At 75.6% G+C, this 20,912-nt stretch carries 22 protein-coding genes; 10 read left to right on the top strand and 12 right to left on the bottom strand.

Features of this window, described 5'->3' with window-relative positions; genetic code table 11:
• Positions 1–157: 157 nt before the first annotated feature.
• Both ACFWIC_RS10400 and ACFWIC_RS10405 read right to left on the bottom strand, forming a co-directional pair.
• A complete protein-coding gene (locus ACFWIC_RS10400; RefSeq protein WP_380355030.1) occupies positions 158–1,297 on the bottom strand; it encodes a hypothetical protein in 1,140 nt (379 codons plus the stop codon).
• A 45-nt stretch (positions 1,298–1,342) separates the two neighbouring features.
• The gene (locus tag ACFWIC_RS10405; protein WP_380517833.1) at positions 1,343–1,882 is read right to left on the bottom strand and encodes a sigma-70 family RNA polymerase sigma factor; all 540 of its coding nucleotides are present in this window, start codon (positions 1,880–1,882) and stop codon (positions 1,343–1,345) included.
• On the opposite strand from ACFWIC_RS10405, the gene ACFWIC_RS10410 reads away from it, so the two are divergent.
• The 5 genes from ACFWIC_RS10410 (at position 1,796) to ACFWIC_RS10430 (ending at position 6,326) form a co-directional block, all read left to right on the top strand.
• Positions 1,796–1,993 (top strand): hypothetical protein, encoded by a 198-nt coding sequence (locus ACFWIC_RS10410; protein ID WP_329950531.1) that lies wholly within the window; start codon positions 1,796–1,798, stop codon positions 1,991–1,993. The genes ACFWIC_RS10405 and ACFWIC_RS10410 overlap by 87 nt on opposite strands.
• Before the next feature lie 216 nt (positions 1,994–2,209).
• Positions 2,210–2,614, top strand: coding sequence for a hypothetical protein (locus ACFWIC_RS10415; protein WP_329950473.1), 405 nt, complete (start codon positions 2,210–2,212; stop codon positions 2,612–2,614).
• 709 nt (positions 2,615–3,323) lie between these two features.
• Positions 3,324–4,163 (top strand): molybdate ABC transporter substrate-binding protein, encoded by an 840-nt coding sequence (gene modA / locus ACFWIC_RS10420; RefSeq protein WP_380358696.1) that lies wholly within the window; start codon positions 3,324–3,326, stop codon positions 4,161–4,163.
• The gene (locus tag ACFWIC_RS10425) at positions 4,163–5,047 is read left to right on the top strand and encodes an ABC transporter permease (RefSeq protein ID WP_380517835.1); all 885 of its coding nucleotides are present in this window, start codon (positions 4,163–4,165) and stop codon (positions 5,045–5,047) included. Before modA ends, ACFWIC_RS10425 begins: the two co-directional genes overlap by 1 nt.
• 151 nt (positions 5,048–5,198) lie before the next feature.
• Positions 5,199–6,326, top strand: coding sequence for an ABC transporter ATP-binding protein (locus tag ACFWIC_RS10430; RefSeq protein WP_380517599.1), 1,128 nt, complete (start codon positions 5,199–5,201; stop codon positions 6,324–6,326).
• 147 nt (positions 6,327–6,473) lie between these two features.
• Here ACFWIC_RS10430 and ACFWIC_RS10435 read toward each other — a convergent pair whose 3' ends face one another.
• Positions 6,474–7,136, bottom strand: coding sequence for a response regulator (locus ACFWIC_RS10435; RefSeq protein ID WP_380358698.1), 663 nt, complete (start codon positions 7,134–7,136; stop codon positions 6,474–6,476).
• Positions 7,136–8,431, bottom strand: a complete 1,296-nt coding sequence (locus ACFWIC_RS10440) for a sensor histidine kinase (protein ID WP_380517602.1) — start codon at positions 8,429–8,431, stop codon at positions 7,136–7,138. Before ACFWIC_RS10440 ends, ACFWIC_RS10435 begins: the two co-directional genes overlap by 1 nt.
• 182 nt (positions 8,432–8,613) lie before the next feature.
• Here ACFWIC_RS10440 and ACFWIC_RS10445 point away from each other — a divergent pair, with 182 nt between their 5' ends.
• From ACFWIC_RS10445 to ACFWIC_RS10455, 3 genes are all read left to right on the top strand, one after another.
• The gene (locus ACFWIC_RS10445; protein WP_380517605.1) at positions 8,614–9,543 is read left to right on the top strand and encodes an ATP-binding cassette domain-containing protein; all 930 of its coding nucleotides are present in this window, start codon (positions 8,614–8,616) and stop codon (positions 9,541–9,543) included.
• Positions 9,540–10,343, top strand: a complete 804-nt coding sequence (locus ACFWIC_RS10450) for an ABC transporter permease (RefSeq protein WP_380517608.1) — start codon at positions 9,540–9,542, stop codon at positions 10,341–10,343. The genes ACFWIC_RS10445 and ACFWIC_RS10450 overlap by 4 nt, the downstream gene beginning before the upstream one ends.
• A 100-nt stretch (positions 10,344–10,443) precedes the next feature.
• Complete coding sequence (locus tag ACFWIC_RS10455) at positions 10,444–10,977, top strand: SRPBCC domain-containing protein (RefSeq protein WP_380517611.1); 534 nt, start codon at positions 10,444–10,446, stop codon at positions 10,975–10,977.
• A gap of 132 nt (positions 10,978–11,109) precedes the next feature.
• Here ACFWIC_RS10455 and ACFWIC_RS10460 read toward each other — a convergent pair whose 3' ends face one another.
• Positions 11,110–11,823, bottom strand: coding sequence for an aminoacyl-tRNA hydrolase (locus ACFWIC_RS10460; protein ID WP_380517614.1), 714 nt, complete (start codon positions 11,821–11,823; stop codon positions 11,110–11,112).
• A gap of 102 nt (positions 11,824–11,925) precedes the next feature.
• Positions 11,926–12,855, bottom strand: coding sequence for a hypothetical protein (locus tag ACFWIC_RS10465; RefSeq protein ID WP_329880612.1), 930 nt, complete (start codon positions 12,853–12,855; stop codon positions 11,926–11,928).
• A gap of 145 nt (positions 12,856–13,000) precedes the next feature.
• Here ACFWIC_RS10465 and ACFWIC_RS10470 point away from each other — a divergent pair, with 145 nt between their 5' ends.
• Together ACFWIC_RS10470 and ACFWIC_RS10475 are read left to right on the top strand one after the other, a co-directional pair.
• A complete protein-coding gene (locus ACFWIC_RS10470; protein ID WP_329880614.1) occupies positions 13,001–13,375 on the top strand; it encodes a YbjQ family protein in 375 nt (124 codons plus the stop codon).
• A gap of 159 nt (positions 13,376–13,534) precedes the next feature.
• Complete coding sequence (locus ACFWIC_RS10475) at positions 13,535–14,668, top strand: NAD(P)-binding domain-containing protein (RefSeq protein ID WP_380517618.1); 1,134 nt, start codon at positions 13,535–13,537, stop codon at positions 14,666–14,668.
• Between the two features lie 81 nt (positions 14,669–14,749).
• Here ACFWIC_RS10475 and paaE read toward each other — a convergent pair whose 3' ends face one another.
• From paaE to ACFWIC_RS10505, 6 genes are all read right to left on the bottom strand, one after another.
• Complete coding sequence (gene paaE / locus ACFWIC_RS10480) at positions 14,750–15,835, bottom strand: 1,2-phenylacetyl-CoA epoxidase subunit PaaE (RefSeq protein WP_329880617.1); 1,086 nt, start codon at positions 15,833–15,835, stop codon at positions 14,750–14,752.
• Positions 15,836–16,444 (bottom strand): 1,2-phenylacetyl-CoA epoxidase subunit PaaD, encoded by a 609-nt coding sequence (gene paaD / locus ACFWIC_RS10485; RefSeq protein WP_380358674.1) that lies wholly within the window; start codon positions 16,442–16,444, stop codon positions 15,836–15,838.
• On the bottom strand, positions 16,441–17,322 hold the full coding sequence (gene paaC / locus ACFWIC_RS10490) for a 1,2-phenylacetyl-CoA epoxidase subunit PaaC (protein ID WP_380517623.1): 882 nt from the start codon (positions 17,320–17,322) through the stop codon (positions 16,441–16,443). Before paaC ends, paaD begins: the two co-directional genes overlap by 4 nt.
• Positions 17,323–17,339: 17 nt before the next feature.
• A complete protein-coding gene (paaB, locus tag ACFWIC_RS10495) occupies positions 17,340–17,633 on the bottom strand; it encodes a 1,2-phenylacetyl-CoA epoxidase subunit PaaB (protein WP_030056311.1) in 294 nt (97 codons plus the stop codon).
• Positions 17,630–18,610 (bottom strand): 1,2-phenylacetyl-CoA epoxidase subunit PaaA, encoded by a 981-nt coding sequence (paaA, locus tag ACFWIC_RS10500; RefSeq protein ID WP_329880671.1) that lies wholly within the window; start codon positions 18,608–18,610, stop codon positions 17,630–17,632. Before paaA ends, paaB begins: the two co-directional genes overlap by 4 nt.
• Positions 18,611–19,117: 507 nt before the next feature.
• The gene (locus tag ACFWIC_RS10505) at positions 19,118–20,710 is read right to left on the bottom strand and encodes a M20/M25/M40 family metallo-hydrolase (protein ID WP_380517626.1); all 1,593 of its coding nucleotides are present in this window, start codon (positions 20,708–20,710) and stop codon (positions 19,118–19,120) included.
• Positions 20,711–20,912: the final 202 nt, after the last annotated feature.

Consider the following 20,912-nt stretch of genomic DNA (forward strand, 5'->3'; position numbering starts at 1 on the left):
CCCCGATTACCCCCCCCCGCCCCGGCGCCCCCCCAACCCCCCCGCACCGGCGCGGGGCCGGGGGCCCCCCCTTGCCCGGCCCACGACCGGGCCGCGGCGCCCTCGCCGGAACCCGGACGGACCGACCACGTCGGCCGACCCGTCCACGGACGCGCTCTCAGATCTCCTCGGACCCGCTGACCGCCCAGCTCAGGCCGGTCGCCGGGTCCTCCAGCGCGAGGTGCAGGTGCCGCAGCCGGTCCGCCGGGTCGTCCCAGGTGAAGCAGCGCATCCGCGCGACCAGGGCGTTGACCTCCCCCCGGTCCGGGCGGTCCGCGCCGGTCATCGCGGCCAGCACCCGCCAGAGCGCCAGCCGCCCGTGGGCCGCACCGCGCGTCCGGTCCGCGACGCCCGCCTGGACCAGCGCCGGGCAGGCGAGCGCGAACGGCAGGTACCCGCCGGTCACCAGCCGCCCGGGCGCCAGCTGGGCGGCGGCGCACTGCGCGGTCCCCCGGACGCAGACCGCCACCGCCCAGCCCGCCAGCTCGGCCAGCGCCCGGGTGGCCGCCTGCCCGGGCAGGCGCGTCCCCGGCCCGGGGAGCTCCACCGGGCCGAGGCCCTCCCGGCTGGCGGGCAGGGTCAGCAGCGCACTGCGCGAACCGCCGCCCGGCAGGTACTCCCGGACGCGCACCCCCTCGCCCCAGCCCGCGGACTCCCAGGGCTCCAGGAGCAGCGGGACGCCCTCCAGGTCCGGTTCGGCGCCGTAGGAGAGGTCCTCGCCGAGCAGCACCCGGGTCTGCGCGACCAGCCGCCGCACCTCCGCCGGGCCGAGCAGCGGGGCCAGCCGCCGCCAGGAGTGCCGGGTCGCCAGCACCTCCCAGAGCGGCCCGGCGTCGTGGTCGTCCGCACCGGCGGCGGTTCCGGGGCCGCCGTCCGCGTCGAACAGCCGGGCGGCCACCTCGGGCGGCGCCGCGTAGGCGATCAGGTGGCCGAGGGGCGCGGTCGCGACGGCGGCCCGGGTCCGGGCGGCGCCGTCGAGCACGCGTCCGGCGCCGCCGGGGCCACCGGGGCCGCCGGGCCCGTCCGGAGCGGCGCCCGGAGCGGCGTGGGCGCCGTATCCGCCGGGCCCGTCACAGCTCCCGCAGCTCTCGCAGCCGCCGCGGTCGTCGTAGCCGTCGTAGCCGTCATGACCGCCGTAGCCGGCACGGCCGTCGAGCGCGATGGCGGCGGACCGGGCCTGCCGGTAGGCACCCAGCAGTTCGGTCCAGCGGCCGTCGTCGGCCAGGGAAAGGAGCCGGTGCTCCTCGTACGTGATCACGATTTTCAGCGTACGGGCCGATGCGCCGGACGAGCTGACTTGTCGTCAGTTCGGTGCGTCGGAACCGGCGGAGGCCGGACCGCCCGCCCCGTCCCGCGGTGCCGGCAGCCGCCCCGGGGGTGGCGCGCCCGCCCCCGGACCGCTCTCCCGTTCGAGGACGGCGCGGAGCCGGGCGAGAGCCCGCCGCCGGGTGACGGCCAGGGTGGAGCGGTGCACGCCGAGCAAGCGGGCGGCCTCCTCCAGGCTGTACCCGTCGAGGTCGATCAGGAGCACCGCCCGCGCCTGCTTTACCGTCAGACAGCCCAACAGCCGGACCACCTCCCAGTGCGCCTGGAGCTCCCCCACGCCACCGCCCGACGCGTCGGCCCGTCCGGCCCGGCCCGGCCCGCCGTACGCGTCCTCGGCCGCCTCCGACAGCACCGTGCGGCGACGGTCGCGGCGCCACTCGTCGCGGAGGATGTTGACCATCGTCGTGAACGCATAGGCGTACGGCTGCGGATGGCGGAGGAATCGGTCGGGGCGGCGCGCTATTCGCAGATAGGCGTCGTGGACGACATCACCCGCGCCGAACGAATTTCCGGTCAGCTGAACGGCCGCCCGATGGAGCCTCGGCAGCAATTCCGTGAACACCCGATTGAAATCGGCCCGGTCGGCATCGGAACCGGCGTCCGGATCCGGTTCACCTCGACAGCCTGACGAGAACTCCATGCCGCTCCCCTCGGAAATCGGCACCCGAAAGACCAGGTGGCACGCACCGGCCACCCGGACTGTGACGCAGGTCACATCATAGTTCGTCACCCCACTGTGCGCAGTCATTCGTGTGCAATACGTCACCGTCCGGACGGCGCAAGGGAATTGGTTTTCCTCGCCGCCCGGCCGGGGCCACATCACATGAGCGAGGAGACAAACGCCATGACCGGTTGTATCGCCCGGAACATCGCCAGGCTCGGGATGGTGGCCGCCGCCGCCCTCGGCGTGCTCGGCACCACCACCCTCCCGGCCACCGCCGGGCCGACCGCCCACGCGCCGGCCGCCGAGCAGGCCCGCGCCGCCGACCAGACCATCACGGCCGGATCGGGCGTCGCGTCGCCCGCCGCGATCACCGCCTCCTACCACTGCGTCATCACCGCCGACTTCGGCTGGCGCTGGGAGGGCAACTGCCGGATCTACTCCGGCGAGCTGCGCACCATCACGTACTGCGCCAACGGCACGTCCAGCACCGGCCTCTGGATCGGCGCCCGGACCGAGCCGTGGGCGGTCTGGGGCAACTGCCCGGGCTCCAGCTGGACCCGGATCGCGTTCCAGTCGCGCGGCTGACCCGGCCGCGCCCACCACGACGGGGGTGCCGGGCCGCGGGGGGCCCGGCCCCCACCCCCCAGCCCCCCGCCCCCCGGCGGCGCCCCGCGGTCCGCAGGCGGGCCCCGGGGGCTCCGGGTGGCCGGTTTGGCGGGGCCGGGGGCGGGGCGCCCCCCCCCCCCCCCCCGGGGGGGGGGGGGCCGGCCCGCGGCCCCCCCCCACCCCTCCCGCCTGCCCGCAGCCCCCGGGCGGACCCCGGCGGACAGCAGGCGGCCCCGGGCGGCCCCGGGCGGACCCCGGCGGACAGCAGGCGGCCCCGGGCGGCCCCGGGCGGCCCCGGGCGGCCCCGGCGGACAGCAGGCGGGCGAACAGCAGCCAGGCCGGTCGGCCGGCCGGCACGACCGAGCCATCGAACGCCGCGCAGCCGGGGTTCTCGGAGCGGCCGGACCCGCCGTAGGTGGGGCCCGGCCGGTCGGCCGACTGCGCGCACGGCGTCCGGGTAGGAGCCGCTCCGGCCTTTCGAGCCACGCGCGTGCCAAGGGGCTTCGCTCCCGCGGCGACCGGGCTTGCGTCTTCCGACAGCGGACCCGCCACCTTCGACCACCCTCGCCTGTGCGATGAGACAGGCGACTATCCACTCGCAATTGCGGCACTATAATCACCGAAATCGCCGCACCTGCGGTGAAGACCCCGCGCCCTTCCGGCGCGCCCGGGAGGGGAAGCAAGGGACATGAACACCCGCAGACTCGCCGTCGCCACCGCCGCGGCCCTCGTCCTCGGCCTCGGAGCCACCGCGTGCAGCAGCGACGCCGGCAACGGTGGTGGCGCCGGGAGCCCGGGCACCACCGGCATCGCGACCACCGCGGGCGGCGCCACCGCCGGGGCTCCGAAGGCCTCCGGCTCCGTCACCGTCTTCGCCGCCGCCTCGCTCAAGGAGAGCTTCACCGAGCTCGGCAAGAAGTTCGAGGCCGCCAACCCGGGCGCCAAGGTCACCTTCAACTTCGCCGGCAGCTCCGCCCTCGCCGCCAGCATCAACTCCGGCGCCCCGGCCGACGTCTTCGCCGCCGCCAGCCCGGCGACCATGAAGACCGTCACCGACGCGGGGGGCGCCACCGGCGCGCCGAAGACCTTCGTGAAGAACACGCTCGCCATCGCCGTCCCCAAGGGCAACCCCCGGCACGTCGCGGGCCTGGCCGACCTCACCGCCCCCGGGGTGAAGGTCGCGCTCTGCGCGAAGGAGGTGCCCTGCGGCGCCGCCGCCCTGACGGCGCTCAAGGCCGCCGGCGTCGCCCTCACCCCGGTCACCCTGGAGCAGGACGTCAAGGGCGCGCTGACCAAGGTCGAACTCGGCGAGGTCGACGCGTCGCTGGTGTACCGCACCGATGTGAAGGCCGATGCTGCGAAGATCGACGGCGTGGAATTCCCCGAGGCCGCCCAGGCCGTGAACGACTACCCGATCGCCGCCCTGGCCAAGGCCCCGAACAAGGACGGCGCCGCCGCCTTCGTCGCCTACGTCCAGTCGCCCGAGGCTCAGCAGGTGCTCACCGCGGCGGGCTTCCAGGCGCCGTGATCCGCCGTACCGCCGGCCCGTCCACCGGGGACGGCGCCCGACCGACCGCCGCGGGCGCGCCGGTCCGGGGCCCCCGCACGCCCCGGACCCGCCCGTGGCGGCGGGCGCACCGCGTGCCGCTCACGCTGCTGCTCCCGGCGCTGCTCGGCCTGGCGTTCCTGGTCCTCCCGCTGGTCGGGCTGCTGGTCCGGGCGCCCTGGAGTTCGCTGTCCGACCAGCTCACCAGCCCGCAGGTGTGGGAGGCGCTGCGCCTCTCCCTGGTCTGCGCGACGGCTGCCACCGGGGTGTCGCTGGTGCTGGGGGTGCCGCTGGCCTGGCTGCTGGCCCGGACCGAACTGCCGGGCCGCCGGCTGATCCGGGCCCTGGTCACGCTGCCGCTGGTACTGCCACCGGTGGTCGGCGGCGTGGCGCTGCTCCTGGTGCTCGGGCGGCGCGGCATCGTCGGCTCGTGGCTGGACTCGGCCTTCGGCATCACCCTGCCGTTCACCACCACCGGTGTGGTGATCGCCGAGGCGTTCGTCGCGATGCCGTTCCTGGTGATCAGCGTCGAGGGCGCGCTGCGGGCCGCCGACCCGCGTTACGAGGAGGCGGCGGCCACGCTGGGCGCCTCCCGGCTGACCACCTTCCGCCGGGTGACGCTGCCGCTGATCGCGCCCGGCATCGGCGCCGGCGCGGTACTGGCCTGGGCGCGGGCGCTGGGCGAGTTCGGTGCGACGATCACCTTCGCGGGCAACTTCCCGGGCCGGACCCAGACCATGCCGCTCGCCGTCTACCTGGCGATGGAATCCGACCCGGAGGCGGCGATCGCGTTGTCGCTGGTGCTGCTGGTGGTGTCGGTGGCCGTGCTGGCCGGTCTGCGCGAGCGCTGGATGTCCACGCCGTGAGCCCGGCCACCGCCCGGCGGCCCGCACCGGGCCCCGCACCGGGCCTCGCACCGGGCCTTCTGCCGCGCGTGGCCCGGCGTCCCTCGCCCCGCCCCTCCCCGGAACGCGCCCCGGGTACCGCCCCGGGCCATACCCCTGGACCGCCCCGCCGATGACACCCGCCACCGACCCCACCGGCCCCGCCGCCCCGCCGCCCGGCCGGGACCCCGGCCCGGCTCCCGCTGCCGCCGGCCTCGACGCCCGCCTGCGGGTGGACCGCGCCTCCTTCACCCTGGACCTCGCCCTCTCCGCCGCCCCCGGCGAGGTGGTGGCCCTGCTCGGGCCGAACGGCGCGGGCAAGTCCACCGCCCTGCGCGCACTGGCCGGGCTGCTCCCGCTCACCGACGGCCGTCTGAGCCTGGACGGCCGGGTCCTGGAGGACCCGGCCCGGCGGCTGCACACCCCGGCCGAGGAGCGTCCGGTCGGCGTGGTCTTCCAGGACTACCTACTGTTCCCGCACCTCAGCGCGCTCGACAACGTGGCCTTCGGCCCGCGCTGCCAGGGCCGCCCCAAACGGGAGGCGCGCGCCGAGGCCGCCGGCTGGCTGGACCGGATGGGCCTGGCCGAGCACGCCGAGGCCCGCCCGGGGCGGCTCTCCGGCGGTCAGAAGCAGCGGGTCGCACTCGCCCGCGCGCTGGCCGTCCGCCCGAGGCTGCTGCTCCTGGACGAGCCGCTGGCCGCCCTGGACGCCCGCACCCGGCTCGACGTCCGGGCTCAACTGCGGCGCCATCTGGCCGAGTTCGAGGCAGTTGCGGTCCTGGTGACGCACGACCCGCTGGACGCGATGGTGCTGGCCGACCGGCTGGTGGTGATCGAGGACGGGCACGAGGTGCAGTCGGGCAGTCCCGCGGAGATCTCCAGGCGCCCGCGCACCGACTACATCGCCCGGCTGGTCGGCCTCAACCTGTACCAGGGCGCCGCCGAGGGCCGTCGCGTCACGCTGGCGAACGGCACGGCGCTGGCCACCACCGAGGAGCTGTCCGGACCGGCCTTCGTGGCGTTCCCGCCGTCCGCCGTCACGCTGCACCGCGAACGGCCGACGGGCAGTGCGCGCAACGTCTGGGAACTGACGGTCACCGGGCTGGACCTGCACGGCGACCAGGTCCGGGCCGATCTGGCCGGCCCCGTCCCGATGGCCGCCGACCTGACCCCGGCCGCGGCGGCGGAGCTCGACCTCGCTCCCGGGGCGACGGTGTGGGCGGCGGTCAAGGCCGCCCAGACGCACGCGTACCCGGCCTGACGCCCCGCCTCCTCCCGCCCGCCCGTCCGCCGGGTGGCGCCCGCCCGGCGGCGGCCATCGGCATCCGCGCCGGACCCGCGCCGGACCCGGGAGCACCTGCGGGTGGCTGCGGGTGGCTGCCGGGGACTGCCGGGGACTGCCGGGCGGCTACTCGGCGGGCACCACGAAGCCCGCCTCGTACGCGGCGATCACCGCCTGGGTGCGGTCGCGGGCGCCGAGCTTCGCCAGCACGCTGCTGACGTGCGTCTTCACCGTCTGCACCCCGAGGACCAGGTGCGCGGCGATCTCCCCGTTGGTCAGGCCGCGGGCCACCAGACGCAGCACCTCGGCCTCACGGTCGGTCAGAGCGGCGCGGGCCATCGTCTCGCGCGCCTCCCGGTTGCCCTGCCCGGCGGCGAGGCGGCGGATCTGGGCGGGGAAGAGCAGTGACTCCCCGGCCGCGACCAGCCGGACCGCCCGGGCGATCTCGGCCGGCCGGGTGCGCTTCAGCAGGAAGCCGTCCGCCCCGGCGCGCAGGGCCTGGTAGACGTAGTCGTCGATCTCGAACGTGGTGACGACCAGGATCTTCGGCGCGTACCCCCCGGGGGCGGCCGCGTCGCGGACCAGCTCACGGGTGGCGGTGAGTCCGTCGACCCCGGGCATCCGGACGTCCATCAGCACCACGTGCGGACGCAGCCGGCGGGCCAGGGCGAGCGCCTCGGCGCCGTCGGCCGCCTCGCCGACGACCCGTAGGTCGCCCTGCGCCTCCAGGACGGCGCGCAGTCCGGCGCGGACCAGCTCCTCGTCGTCGGCCAGCAGAATGTCGATCATCACGCGCCCAAGCGTAGGGGCACGCGAACGGCCAGCACCCACTCGCCGGACTCCACCCCGGCCGAGGCCTCCCCGCCGAGCAGCACGGCCCGCTCCCGGATGCCGCGAAGTCCCTTGCCGCCCCGTCGCGGTGACGGCCGGACCGCCGTCCCGCCGCCCGTCCGGGAGGCGTTGGCGCAGCGCAGCTCCAACCGGCCGTCCCGGACGGCGATCCGGACGGTGATCGGTTCGCCGGGCGCGTACTTGAGGGCGTTGGTGACGCCCTCCTGGACGATCCGGTAGCCCTCGCGGGAGAGCACGCCGGGGAGCTTCGCCGGCGCCACGTCGATCCACGCCTCCACCGGGCTGCCCGCCGCCCGCGCGGTGTCGAACAGCGTGGGCAACTGCTCGATCCCGGGCCGTTCGCGCGCATCACCCCTGCTCCCGGCCTCGCCGGACCCGAGGGACCCGAGGGACCCGAGGGCATCACCTCCCGCCTCCCCCGCCGCGCCCGGTCCGTCCTCCCGCGTGTCACGGAGCAGCGCGAGCGTCCGCTCCAGGTCGTCCATCGCCTGCCGCCCGGTCTCCTCGATGACTTCGAGCGCCTTGGCGACGAACGCCGGATCGCCGACCTCGCGCGCCGCCCCGGCCTGAAGGACCGTCACCGTCAGTGCGTGGCCGATGGAGTCGTGCAGCTCGCGGGCCAACAGGTTGCGTTCCAGCAGGCGTTCGGCGCGCAGCTCCGCGGCGGCCAGCCGCTCGGCCGGTGAAGGCCCCAGCAGCCGCACCGCCATGGCGAGTTGGAGCCGGCCCGCCCAGACGATCAGCCATCCGAGCCCGAACAGCAGCACCGGCGCCAGCAGCGGGTACCAGGACGGCCCCTCCAACGCGGGGAGCCGGACGCCCTGCAGATCCGGCGTCCTGGTGGTCAGCAGGTCGACGGCGGCGACCGGCACCAGCACCGACAGGGTGCCGACGGCCGTCCCGAGCCCGACCCGGCCGACCAGCCAGACCGCCGTCCGTCGACGGTCGGCCCAGGTGCGGGCGGGCTCGGCGGCGATGTCCCGCTCCCGGTCGGGGACGAGCAGCAGCCTCGCCTGCACCCCTTCCGCCCGGCGCATCGCGGGCACCAGCGCGGCCGCCACGAGCAGTACCGCGTCCACCGGCACGGCCCGGACCAGGAGTTCGGCCAGGCTCGGTCCGGAGACGCCCGGATAGACCATCAGGACGACGCCGGAGAACACGCACCCGATCACCAGATGCAGCCAGCGCGCGTACGTCACGGCGCTCAGCAGGGGCGCGAGTATCCGGGGCATGGCGCCATCCTGCCAGGTCAGCACTGCGGGTGGCCTCCCTCTCGGGAGGGAGAAGCATCCCCTCCCGGGCGGGATCCGCCACCGGGGTCCGCCGCGGTCCCATGGAGACGTCGGAGCGGCGGCCCGTCGGAAGCGGAGCCGCCGACGGTCCGCGACGAGCGGTGGAGAGGGGAAGGGCAGACGTGATCAAGGTTGAGGGCCTCACCAAGGAGTACGCCGGGGCACGCGTGGTGGACGGCCTCGACTTCGAGGTCCGGCCCGGGGTGGTGACCGGGTTCCTCGGGCCCAACGGAGCGGGCAAGAGCACCACCATGCGGCTGGTTCTCGGTCTGGCCCGGCCGACCGCCGGCCGGGCCCTGGTGAACGGCCGCCCGTACGCCGAACTGGACGCTCCGCTGCGGCAGGTCGGCGCACTGCTCGACGCCCACGCCCTGCACGGTGGCCGCACGGCGCGCGGCCACCTGCGCTGGCTGGCCGCCTGCAACGCCCTGCCGGACCGCCGGGTCGACGAGGTGCTCGCCCAGGTCGGCCTCGCCGACGCGGCCGGCCGGCGGATCCGGGGCTTCTCGCTCGGCATGCGCCAGCGCCTCGGCGTGGCCGCCGCCCTGCTCGGCGACCCGCCGGTGCTGATGCTCGACGAGCCGGTGAACGGCCTCGACCCGGAGGGCATCCGGTGGATCCGCACCCTGCTGCGGGGCCTGGCCGCCGAGGGCCGCGCGGTGCTGGTCTCCTCGCACCTGATGACCGAGATGGCGCTGACCGCCGACCACCTGGTGGTGATCGGCCGGGGCAGGCTGCTGGCGGACTCCGCGACCTCGGAGTTCATCGACCGCCACGGCCGCACCCGGATCCGGGTGCGCGCGGTCGACCCGGTGAAGCTGGACGCCCTGCTGGGCGGCGCCGGCCTCGGCGCCCGTCTCGCCGACGCCACCGCCGAACCGGTGGACGGCGGCGCCTGGGAGGTCAGGGGCGCGGCACCCGAGCAGATCGCCGCCTTCGCCGCCGCCGCCGGCGTGGTGCTGTACGAGATCGCGGTTCAACAGGATTCTCTGGAGGAGGCCTTCATGCGCATGACCGCCGACAGCGTCGAGTACCGGGCGGTGGCGGCATGAGCGCCCTCGCCACCCCCACCGCGCCGCCGACCGCCGCTCCGCCGACCACCGCTCCGCCGACCGCCGCGCTCCGAGCCGCGCTCCGCGGCGAGTGGATCAAGCTCACCACCCTGCGCCCGCTCTGGATCACCCCGCTCGTCGCCGTCGCACTCACCGTCGGCCTCGGCACCGCCGTCGCCGCGACGCTCGGCGAGAAGGACGCCGGCCTCGCCGACGACCCCGGGGTGGGCATCCACTACGGCCTCAACTTCGGTCAGGCCGCCCTGGTCTGCTTCGGGGTGCTGCTGGTCGGGCAGGAGTTCCACACCCGCATGATCGGCGTCTCGCTCACCGCCGTCCCGCGCCGAGGCCGCCTCTACGCCGCCAAACTCGCCCTCGGCGCGGCCGTCGGCCTCGGCGCCGGGCTGCTCGGGAGCGCCGGCTCCCTCGCCGGCTACGCCGCCTTCGTGCCCGCCGGCTGGGACGGCCCCGGACTGGTCCGCAGCGCCGCCGCCGGGGTGCTCTATCCGGCGCTGCTGGTCGTGTTCTGCCTCGGCCTGACCGCCGTGCTGCGCAACCTCACCGCGGCGATGGGCCTGCTGGTGCCGACGGTCTTCCTGCTCACCCCGCTGCTGTCCGGCGTGCCGGTCGTCCGTCACGCCGTGCAGTTCCTCCCGGACCGCGCGGGCCAGTACGCGCTGCTCTACGTCGACGACCCGCAGGTCGCGTACGGGCACTGGACCGGCCTGCTGATCATGGCCGGCTGGGCCGCCGCCGCCGCGTACGGCGGCCTGCGGACCCTCCGCCGGTACGAGGCCTGACCCGGGTCCGCCCCACCCCCGCCGCCATGTGCAACCCTGGAGTTGCACGTGGTGGCGGGGGCGTGCGATCCTCGGGCAACGGATCGGGGAGGTTCACGGCATGGTCACCGGCAGCATCGAACGCGAGATCGTCATCGCCGCACCGCGCGAACGGGTCTGGGAAGTGCTCACCCAGGCGGAGTTCCTGGGCGCCTGGTTCGGCGCCGACGCACCCGCCGAGATCGACCTCAGGCCCGGCGGGCGGATGGTCCTCGACCACGGGCCGCGCGGCAGGCTGCCGGCCAGGATCGAACGGGTGGAGGGACCGGGCCGCTTCTCCTTCCGCTGGTCGCCGGGCGCGGCCGGAACGGGGGCAGCTGTGGCCGCGTCCGCGTCCGCGTCCGGCGAGGAGGCCGGAACGGGGGCGGCGGCAGGCGGATCGACCCTGGTCGAGTTCACCCTGACCCGGGAACCGGGCAACCACACCCGGCTGCGCATGGTGGAGAGCGGGTTCACCGCGCTCGCCCCGCTCACCGCCGACACCCGGATCCGGTGCGAGCAGGACGGGACGGACTGGACGTGGAAACTGACCGAGCTGGCCTGCCACACGGAGCGGATCACCGCCCGGCGACCTCGAATGACGGAAAACAGCTGACGGACGACAGGATCTGACACCTGCCGTCCGTCAGCTGTCGCAATTCGGCCGGTCGTCGTCTCAGGCCGGCCCGCATCGCACGAGCCCGCACCGCACGGGCCTGCGCCGGTCGAGGCGGAGCCGGCCGCCAGCTCAGCCCCGCAGTGCCGGGTGGTCCGCGACGACGGTGCTGCTCCCCGGAGCGATCTCCGTGAAGCCCGCGTCCTGCACCAGCGGCAGACCGCTCGCCACCAGCTCCGCCCAGGCCTCGGGCCCGGCCGTCCGGACGGCGAGCGCGAAGCCGGACTCGGCCCACTCCTTGCGCTGCGCGTCGTCCAACCGCCACCAGGCGAGCTGGGCGGCGTGCCCGGTCTGGGCCATCGTCTTGCCGGCGCTCATCTCCACCTCAGGATTCAGCCAGAGCACCGGCACCCCGGGCGCCGGGGCGTCGACCGGGCCGCTCTCCTCCAGTTCGGTGCCGGACACCTGGAGCTTGGCGAGCTCCTTGGGCCAGCCGTCGAGCGGAACCGGCGGGAACACCCGCACCTCCGCCTCCCGCCCGGCCACCGTGATCCCCGGCAGCTCGCCCGCCCGGTTCCACTCGCCGCCCCGCGCCCGCCGGACCACCTTGCGGATCCGCGCGTCCTCCCACGCCTCGACCAGCTCGGTCCACTCGCCGTCCGGCTCGGTCACCCGGCGGTCGCTCAGCAGCGTCAGCACGGCCCGCGCCGAGGTCTCCAGGGCATCGGTCCGGCCGGGCGGCGCGGTCCGCTCCAGCCGGACGACCAGCGGCAGCACGTACTGCGGCCGGGCATCGCGGTCCTCGGGCGTCGGGTCGGGGACGGGGGCGTCGAACGGAGAAGTCACCGGTCCAGCATGCCAGCCCCCGAGGCGCCGAGATCACCGCGGTGCCCGCCTCGGCACACCGGTCGGGGCCGCTCGGCACCGCTCGGGGCCGGCCGGGGCCCGTCAGCGCCGGAAGCCGCGCTGCGGGTCGCGCTCCTCCGCGTCCTCGTACGTCAGGAACCAGCCCTCGGGGTGGGTGGCCGCGAGCAGCAGCTCGGCCCGCTGCTCCGCGTTCAGCTCCGCGTCGCCGTCGTCCGGCCCGTAAACCCCGAACAGCTCGTCGTGGCAGCCGTCCCAGTCGTAGTCGTACAGGTCGGCCGGGAGGTCGCCCATCATGTCGGCGACCGACTCGGGCTGCGCACCGAGCAGCGTCCGGGCGTCGACCAGGGCCAGCCGCAGCGCGATCTCCTCGGCCAGGCACCGCGGCAGCGGCCACTCGCCGAGCGCGAGATCGTCGGCGAGGTCGTCGAAGGCCCGGGCCATCGTGCGGCGCCAGGCCCGGTGCAACCGCCAGGTGCGCTGCGGCAGCCGGCTGAAGACCGTCCAGTCCGTCTCCTCGCCGTCGACGACCGGCTCGTCCTCGTGCTCGTCGAAGTCGTCGTACGCGGCGTCGGCCAGGCCGATCAGCTGGGCGTGCAGCAGGCAGGCCGTACGGGGCGTCAGCGTCCAGTCGCCGGACGAGCCGCCGTCCTCCTCGTCGCCGTCCAGCGGGAACAGCTCGGCGAAGTCCGGTGCGAAGTCCTCGGTGACGCTGATCTCCAACGTCCCCCCGAGTGCCTCGACGCCCGGGATCGCCGCCACCAGCCGGTCCGGGTGCAACAGCGCGCCGAGCGCCGCGTTGGCGTCCTCGGCCACCTCGCGCAGCAGCTCACGGCGCTGCCCGGCCGGATCGATGCCCTCGAAGTCCAGTTCCTCCACGGCCGCGATCGCCGCAGCCCGCAGCGCGGGCCAGTCGCTGATCCGCAGACCCAGCACCACCGTCGCCTCGATCTCCTGCGCGCCGGAGTCCTCCGCCGCGCCCGGCCCCTGTGGATGATCGCTTCGCTCGCCCATGGGGCTACGGTACGGCCTTTCGGGCCTTCGATCACCGGTCTGTTCCGGCTACCCTACGCGTTCTCGCCGTCACCGGGCCGCCCCGCGGCGAGTCCGGGCCGCGCGCCTCTGTGCCGGGAGGGCCGCCCGCCCACAGGATGAGCCCATGGCAAACATCGACGAGTACGGCGGCGGGCAGCACCCGGACGCCCAGGTCCTGGTAGTGACCACCAACGACATCCCCGGCTTCCGGGTCGACCACGTGATCGGCGAGGTCTTCGGCCTGACCGTGCGCAGCCGGCACATCGGCAGCCAGATCGGCGCCTCGCTGAAGTCGCTGGTCGGCGGCGAGCTGCGGGGTCTGACGAAGACCCTGGTGGAGAGCCGCAACGAGGCGATGGCGCGGCTGGTCGAGCAGACCAAGGCACGGGGCGGGAACGCGGTGCTGATGTTCCGCTTCGACGTCACCGAGGCCGCGGACGTGGGCACCGAGGTCTGCGCCTACGGCACGGCGGTGGTGATCTCCCCCGCCGTCCCGTAGGCGGCGGACGGTTCCTGCGCCGGGACGCCGGCCCGGTGGCGACCCTCGGGGCCGAGGCCCGCCACCAGGGCGGGCAGGCGGCGGGCGACGGGCGGCGGGCCTCGGGCGGCAGGCCGCGGGCGGCGGGAACACGAGCCACCCCACCGATGTTTCACCGGCGTGACTGTTTACGGTGCAACCAACCCGGGCGAGGTACGACACGTCGACGTCCTGGTGGTGGGCGCGGGCCAGGCCGGTCTGTCAGCCGCCTACCACCTGCGCCGCCGCGGCTTCGCCCCCTCCCCGACCGGCACCGGCCAGGAGGGCGGGTTCGTCGTCCTGGACGCCGACGCGGCCCCCGGCGGTGCCTGGGCCCACCGCTCCCCGTCGCTGCGGATGGCCACCGTGCACGGCTTCCACGACCTGCCCGACTTCGAGCTCCCCGAGCCGGACCCGGAGGCGCCCGCCCGCGAGGTCGTACCGGGGTACTTCGCGGCGTACGAGGCGAAGCACGCGCTCCCGGTGGTGCGCCCGGTGACCGTTCGGGCCGTGCGGGCGGAGTCCCCGAGCCCGGACGCCCGGCTGCTCGTCGAGACCGACACCGGCACCTGGTCGACGCGGGCCCTCATCAACGCCACCGGGACGTGGACCCGCCCGTTCCTCCCGCACTACCCGGGGCACTTCGCCGGACGCCGGCTCCACTACGCCGACTACCGGGGGCCGGAGGAGTTCGCCGGCCGACGGGTGCTGGTGGTCGGCGGCGGGGCGTCGGCGATCCAGGTGCTCTCGGAGGTGGCGGCCGTCGGCGAGACGGTCTGGGTCACCCGGACCCCGCCCGTCTACCACGAGGGACCGTTCACCTCCGAGTACGGCCGCGAGGTGGTGGCCAAGGTCGAGGAACGGGTCCGCCGGGGCCTGCCGGTGCGCAGCGTGGTGAGCGTGACCGGGCTCGGCCCGTCGGTCGCCTACCGCCGTGCCGAGGAGCTGGGCGCGCTGCACCGCCGCCCGATGTTCGACCGCCTCACCGAGCACGGGGTGGCCTGGGGCGACGAGGAACTCGCCGTCGACGCGATCGTGTGGGCGACCGGCTTCCGGCCCGAGGTCGGCCACCTCGCCGACCTGGGCCTGCGCTCCCCCGGCGGCGGCATCGCCCTCACCGGCACCCGCGCCACCGCCGACCCGCGGGTCCACCTGGTCGGCTACGGCCCGTCCGCCAGCACGATCGGCGCCAACCGGGCCGGCCGGGCGGCGGTCAACGAGATCGTCACGCTGCTCGGCGACCCGGCCGGGGCCGACGCCGCGGTCGCCGGCTGAGCAGCCGCCCGGCCGTGAGCCCGCCCCGCCGGCCAAGTTCCTCGCAGCGCACCGGGCCGAGCTGCTCGGCGGTCGAGCCGCTCAGCGGTCGTAGTCGACCGTCACCCGGTCGGTGACCGGGCGGGCCTGGCAGGTGAGGACGTAGCCGGCCGCCAGTTCCTTCTCCTCCAGGGCGAAGTTGCGCCGCATCTTCACCTCGCCCTCGGTGACCAGGGCGCGGCAGGTGCCGCAGACCCCGCCCTTGCAGGCGAACGGCAGGTCCGGGCGGGAGCGCTGCGCACCGTCCAGGATCGACCGGTCGCGCGGCAGGGCGAGCGTGCTGCCGCGCCCGTCGAGGACGACGGTGACCTCGCTGCGTTCCCCTTCGTCCGGGCCCGGCCCGTCCTGCACGCGCTCGGCGATCGGCTCGTCCTCGGCGTGGAAGAGTTCCTGGTGCACCCGCGCGGCCGGCACGCCCAGCCCGGCCAGCAGTTCCTTCGCCCCCGCGACCATCCCGAACGGCCCGCAGAGCCACCAGTGGCCGACGGCCTCCACGTCGACCAGCGCCTTGAGCAGGGCCCCGACCCGTTCGGGGTCGAGCCGACCGCTGAGCAGTTCGGCGTCCCGGGTCTCCCGGGAGAGCACGTGCACCAGCTGGAGCCGGCCGAGGTAGCGGTCCTTCAGGTCGGCCAGCTCGTCGGAGAACATCACGGTGTCGCTGCGCCGGTTGCCGTAGAGGAGGGTGACGGTCGAGGTGCGGTCGGCGGCCAGGACGGAGGCGGCGATGGAGAGCATCGGCGTGATGCCGGAGCCGGCCGCCAGCAGCACGTGCTCGGCGGGTTCGGCGAGGTCGGGGCTGAAGAGACCTGACGGCGTCAGCACCTCGACCTCCTCCCCCGGGCCCGCGTCGCGCACCAGCCAGCGGGAGAACAGCCCGCCGGGCACCTCCCGGACGGCGATCCGCAGCGGACCGCCGGCGGGGGCGCAGATCGAGTACGAGCGGCGCTCGTCGACACCGTCCACCACCCGGCGCAGCGTCAGCGTCTGCCCCGGCCGGAACGCGAACGCGTCCGTGAGCCCGTCCGGCACCGCGAAGGTCACCGCGACGGCGTCCTCGCAGAGCCGCTCCACCGCTGCGACCCGCAGCAGGTGGAAGGTGGGGCGGCGGGCGGGCAGGACGGCGGCCATTCAGATCTCCTTGACACGTTCGAAGGGCTCACGGCAGTCGCGACAGCGCCACAGCGCCTTGCAGGCGGTGGAGCCGAACCGGGACAGCTCCTCGGTGTCGGCGCAGCCGCAGAGCGGGCAGACGACGGGGGCCGCGGGGGCGACGTGGCCGCGCACGGCAGCGGGCCGCGCGCCGGCGCCCGTCCCCGCGTCCGGCGCGTCCGACCGGTCCGCGCGCCGGGTCGGACCGAGGCTCAGCAGACCCGGCCCCGGGCCGCCGCCGGAGGCCGCGACGCCCGGACGGGGCGGGGCGATGCCCGCCTCGACGAGCTTGCGGCGCCCCTCGGCGGTGATCAGGTCGGTCGACCAGGGCGGGTCGAGCCGCAGCCGGACCCGGACGTCCGCGTACCCGGCCGCGCGCAGCCGCCGGTCCACGTCCGCGGCCATCTCGGCGACGGCGGGGCAGCCCGAGTACGTCGGGGTGAGCCACGCCGTCACGGCGCCGCCGTCCACCTCGACCTCGGACAGCACGCCCAGGTCGGCGAGGGTCAGCATGGGCAGCTCCGGATCGGGCACCTCCGACGCGACCTCCCACGCCCTGCCGCGGGCGACCGTTCCGGCCGCGGTCACCACGTCGCCCCCGGGTGTGCCCGGGCCAGCACCTGGAGCTCGGCCAGCAGCAGGCCCAGCGCCTCGGTGTGCACCCCGTCCCGGCCGGCCCGGCCGCCGACCGCCGCCAGCCCGGGGACGTCCGGCACGGCCAGCCCGGCCTCCGCGAGCACGCCCGCCAGCGAGGCCAGCACCGGCTCGCGCAGCGTCGCCGGGTCCGTACCGACCCGCAGCTCGACCGGATGCGCCGTGAACAGTTCCTCCAGCAGCGGCCAGACCGCGTCCACCCCGGCCTGCATCCGCCCGGCCGAGTACGGCGTCCCGTCGCCGAGCCGCAGCGTCCAGGCCGTCGCGTACTCGCGGTGGTAGGCGAGCTCCTTCACGCCCCGCGCGGCGACCGCCGCCAGCACCGGGTCCGCGTGCCCGGCCAGCGCCTCGTACAGCGCGCCGCGCGCCGTGGAGAAGAGCAGCAGCCGGGCGATCGAGAACGCGAAGTCCCCGTTCGGCGCCTCGACCAGGCGGACGTTGCGGAAGTCGCGCTCCTCCCGCCAGTACGCCAGGTCGTCCTCGGTGCGCCCGGACCCGTCGGCCTGCCCGGCCCGGGTGAGCAGCTGGCGGGCCTGGCCGAGGAGGTCGAGGCCGAGGTTGGCGAGCGCGACCTCCTCCTCCAGCTCCGGGGCCCGGGTGCACCACTCGATCAGCCGTTGGGAGAGGACGAGCGCGTCGTCGCTGAGCATCAGGCAGTAGGCGGCCAGGTCGGTGCCGTCCAGCCCGGGCGGCACGGTGGTGTCCACCCCGAGCAGCGGGTCGGCGAAGCCCGTCCCGTACGCCCAGCGGCCCTCGCCCTCGGGCTCGGGGGACGCCTCGGCGAGGCTCAGGTACACGTGGTCGTCGGTCATGGTTCGGCTGCTCCCGGTCAGATGTGCGGGACATCCTCGGGGATGTCGTAGAAGGTCGGGTGGCGGTAGACCTTGTCGCCGCTGGGCTCGAAGAAGGGGTCGCGCTCGTCCGGGGTGGAGGCGGTGATCGCGTCGGAGCGGACCACCCAGAGACTGACGCCTTCGTTGCGGCGCGTGTAGAGGTCACGGGCCGCGAGCAGGGCCATCCGGTCGTCGGCGGCGTGCAGCGAGCCGACGTGGACGTGGTTCAGGCCGCGCCGGGGGCGGACGAACACCTCGTAGAGCGGCCAGCCGGCCTTGGACTCGGTCACTTCCCGTTCTCCTCTTCCGCTTGCTGCGACTCCGCAGGCCGCTCCGCCTGCTGCGGCTCCGCCGGGTGGCGGGCTTCCGCGCGACGCTTCGCCGCGTAGGCGACGGCCGCCTCGCGGACCCACGCGCCGTCCTCGTGGGCGGCCCGGCGGCGCTCCGTCCGCTGGGCGTTGCACGGGCCCTGGCCGTGGATGACCCGGGTCAGCTCGGACCAGTCCGGTTCGCCGAAGTCCCAGCTGCCGCGGTCCTCGTTCCAGCTCAGGCGGGAGTCGGGAAGGGTGACCCCGAGGTGCTCGGCCTGCGGGACGGTCATGTCGACGAAGCGCTGCCGCAGCTCGTCGTTGGTGTGCCGCTTGATCCGCCAGGCCATCGAACGGGCGGTGTTCGGCGAGTCGGCGTCCGACGGGCCGAACATCATCAGCGACGGCCACCACCAGCGGTCGACCGCGTCCTGGACCATCCGGCGCTGCGCCTCGGTGCCGCGCATCAGCGTCATGAGCAGTTCGTAGCCCTGACGCTGGTGGAACGACTCCTCCTTGCAGATCCGGACCATCGCGCGGGCGTACGGGCCGTAGCTGCAACGGCAGAGCGGGACCTGGTTGCAGATCGCGGCGCCGTCGACCAGCCAGCCGATCACCCCGACGTCGGCGAAGGTCAGGGTCGGGTAGTTGAAGATCGACGAGTACTTCTGGCGGCCGGAGATCAGCTTCTCGGTCAGCTCGGCGCGGTCCACCCCGAGCGTCTCGGCGGCGGCGTAGAGGTAGAGGCCGTGACCGGCCTCGTCCTGGGCCTTGGCGAGCAGGATCGCCTTGCGGCGCAGGGACGGCGCCCGGGTGAGCCAGTTGCCCTCGGGCTGCATGCCGATGATCTCGGAGTGCGCGTGCTGCGCGATCTGGCGGATCAGGGTGGCCCGGTAGGCGTCGGGCATCCAGTCCCGGGGCTCGATCCGCTGCTCGGCCGCGATGACCGCTTCGAACAGCTCCTCCGGCGTCTGCCGCTCCGAGCCGGGCCCGCCGGTTCCGTGGGCCCGGCCCGCCTCGTCCGCCCGGCCCGCCTCGTCCGCCGGGCTCGTGCCGGGCGACTGCCGGGCGTGCTCGGGGACCGGCTCGGCCACCTCTGCTGTCACCGCGGTCCCCTCTCTCCTGTCCGTGTACCGCTGCCCCGGTGCGTCGACGACCTGCCTCGACCACCGACCGAGCAACCGACTGACCGTTCGGTCGGTACCATTGTGCGCGGTGAGGCGGCAGCATGACAAGAGACATCGACGGCACGGCACGGCGGAAAGCGGGAACGGGCCGTCACGGCAGGTGACGGCCGGCGAGCGCTCCGGGCGGCCGGTGACTGGTGGCCGGCGGCCGGCGACCGGCGGATCCTGGAATCCGCCGACCGCCGACCTCGGCCACCGGCCCTCGACCCACCACCGGCGGCTGCCAGCCTCGGCCGTCACCCCCGCGGTACGGCCGTGGCCGCACCGCGGGGGTGACGCTCAGCCCTCCGAGCGGTCGCGCAGGCGCGGCAGCGGCACGGCGAGGAGCGCCGCCAGCAGCGCGATCCGCGGCGCCAGCTGGTCGATCCGGATGTGCTCGTGCCGCGCGTGGGCTCCTCCGCCGACCGCGCCGAACCCGTCCAGCGTCGGCAGCCCGCGGGAGCCCGGCAGGTTGGTGTCACCCGCCCCGCCCGCCGGACCGCCGTCCAACTGCTGGCCGAGCACCGCCGCGAGCGAACGGACGTGACGCAGCAGCGGATTGCCGGACCGTTCCGGCCACGCGGGACGGCTGGACAGCACCTCCGTCCGCACCTTCGCCCCGGCCCGGAGTGCGGTCAGCCGGGCGAGACCGTCCAGCGTGCCGCGCTGCGCCTCGGTGGTGGAGAACCGCAGGCCGAGCTCGGCCTCGGCCCGGCCGGCCACCACGTTGGCACGACTGCCGCCGCTGATCCGGCCCGCGTTGAGCTCCGTGCCGGGCTGGTTGACGAGGCCCCGTACCGCGACCAGCTGGTCGACCAGTTCGTCCACCGCCGAGACGCCCTCGGCGGCGTCGTTCCCGGCATGCGCCTCGCGCCCGGTGACGGTGAGCCGCACCCGGGTCGAGCCACGGCGGGCGGTCTTGAGCCGACCGTCCGGGTGCGGCGGTTCGAGACCCAGCACGGCGGCCGCGCCGCGCAGTTGACGTTCGACGACGCGGCGGCCGTCCGGACTGCCGACCTCCTCGTCGGAGACGACGACCAGGCGGACGGTGCGGTGCGGCTGCTGGCCGAGGTCGGCGAGCAGCGCGAACGCGCCCTCCAGAGCGGCGAGTCCGCCCTTCATGTCGACCACGCCCGGCCCGCTGAGGACGCCGTCCTGCTCGGTGACCGGCCAGTCGGCGAGGGTGCCGACGGGCCAGACGGTGTCGTGGTGTCCGACGACCAGGAGGTGCGGCAGCGCCTCGTCCCGCCCCTCCCACTGGAACACCAGGTGATCACCTGCCGGGCCGGGTTCGCGCCGGAAGGTCGCACCGGTGGCCCGGAAGCCCGCGGCCAACTCCTCGGCGAGGGCGTCGAGTCGGGGCGCGTCGCCGCTGGGGGACTCGATCCGTGCGAGGTCGGCGCAGCGGCGGCGGACGGCGCCGGCCAGCGTCCGGGCCCGGGTGGTGAGGGCCTGGGGCAGACCGGGAAGCGCGGCGGTGGGACCGGTCTGGCCCTCGCCTTCGGGAACGGCCGGAGTGTGGGGGGCCGCTGCGGGGGGTGGTGCGGCGGCGGGTGCGGGGGTGGCCGGAGCGAGGGCGGTTCGGGCGTTGACGGCGGTTCCGGGCCCGGTCACGCCGGGTGCGGCGGCGGTCCTGGTCGGCTCGGCCGTGGTGACGGCTGTGTCGACGACCGTGTCGGTGGAGGTGGCGGCAACGGTCGTTGCGGCAACGGCCGCACCGGTCGTGGCGGTTTCACCGGCCGGGCCGGTCGTACTGGTCGTACTGGTCCTGCCGGCCTTGCCGGTCGTACTGATCTTGTTAGTCGGATCGGTCGGATCGGTCGCGCCGGTCGGGTCGGCGGTGACAGTGGTGACGGTCGGTGCGGCGGACGGCCGGACGGCTTGAGGACTCAACGCTCGCCTCCCCGGCCGCCGCCGGTATACAGCGGCCGGTCCGGACGGCCCGGCCGGCCGGGCTGCCCGGCCCCGACCTGACCGGCAGAACCGGCGGGACCGGTGGGAACGGCGGCCCGTCGGAACGGTCCGTCCGGTCCAAGTGCGCTGGAACGGCTGGGCGGCATGCTTGGCATTTCGTCCTCCTCGCTCGATCCGGCGG

The sequence above is a fragment of the Kitasatospora sp. NPDC127035 genome (assembly GCF_042726075.1).
In the GTDB taxonomy this organism is placed as follows: domain Bacteria; phylum Actinomycetota; class Actinomycetes; order Streptomycetales; family Streptomycetaceae; genus Kitasatospora.

What these genes read in the sequence shown, in the direction of transcription:
- ACFWIC_RS10410 (WP_329950531.1), top strand. Translation starts at nt 1,796, where the DNA reads ATGGCGGAGGAATCGGTCGGGGCGGCGCGCTATTCGCAGATAGGCGTC.
- ACFWIC_RS10415 (WP_329950473.1), top strand. Translation starts at nt 2,210, where the DNA reads ATGACCGGTTGTATCGCCCGGAACATCGCCAGGCTCGGGATGGTGGCC.
- modA (WP_380358696.1), top strand. Translation starts at nt 3,324, where the DNA reads ATGAACACCCGCAGACTCGCCGTCGCCACCGCCGCGGCCCTCGTCCTC.
- ACFWIC_RS10430 (WP_380517599.1), top strand. Translation starts at nt 5,199, where the DNA reads ATGACACCCGCCACCGACCCCACCGGCCCCGCCGCCCCGCCGCCCGGC.
- ACFWIC_RS10435 (WP_380358698.1), bottom strand. Translation starts at nt 7,136, where the DNA reads ATGATCGACATTCTGCTGGCCGACGACGAGGAGCTGGTCCGCGCCGGA.
- ACFWIC_RS10440 (WP_380517602.1), bottom strand. Translation starts at nt 8,431, where the DNA reads ATGCCCCGGATACTCGCGCCCCTGCTGAGCGCCGTGACGTACGCGCGC.
- ACFWIC_RS10450 (WP_380517608.1), top strand. Translation starts at nt 9,540, where the DNA reads ATGAGCGCCCTCGCCACCCCCACCGCGCCGCCGACCGCCGCTCCGCCG.
- ACFWIC_RS10455 (WP_380517611.1), top strand. Translation starts at nt 10,444, where the DNA reads ATGGTCACCGGCAGCATCGAACGCGAGATCGTCATCGCCGCACCGCGC.
- ACFWIC_RS10465 (WP_329880612.1), bottom strand. Translation starts at nt 12,855, where the DNA reads ATGGGCGAGCGAAGCGATCATCCACAGGGGCCGGGCGCGGCGGAGGAC.
- ACFWIC_RS10470 (WP_329880614.1), top strand. Translation starts at nt 13,001, where the DNA reads ATGGCAAACATCGACGAGTACGGCGGCGGGCAGCACCCGGACGCCCAG.
- paaE (WP_329880617.1), bottom strand. Translation starts at nt 15,835, where the DNA reads ATGGCCGCCGTCCTGCCCGCCCGCCGCCCCACCTTCCACCTGCTGCGG.
- paaC (WP_380517623.1), bottom strand. Translation starts at nt 17,322, where the DNA reads ATGACCGACGACCACGTGTACCTGAGCCTCGCCGAGGCGTCCCCCGAG.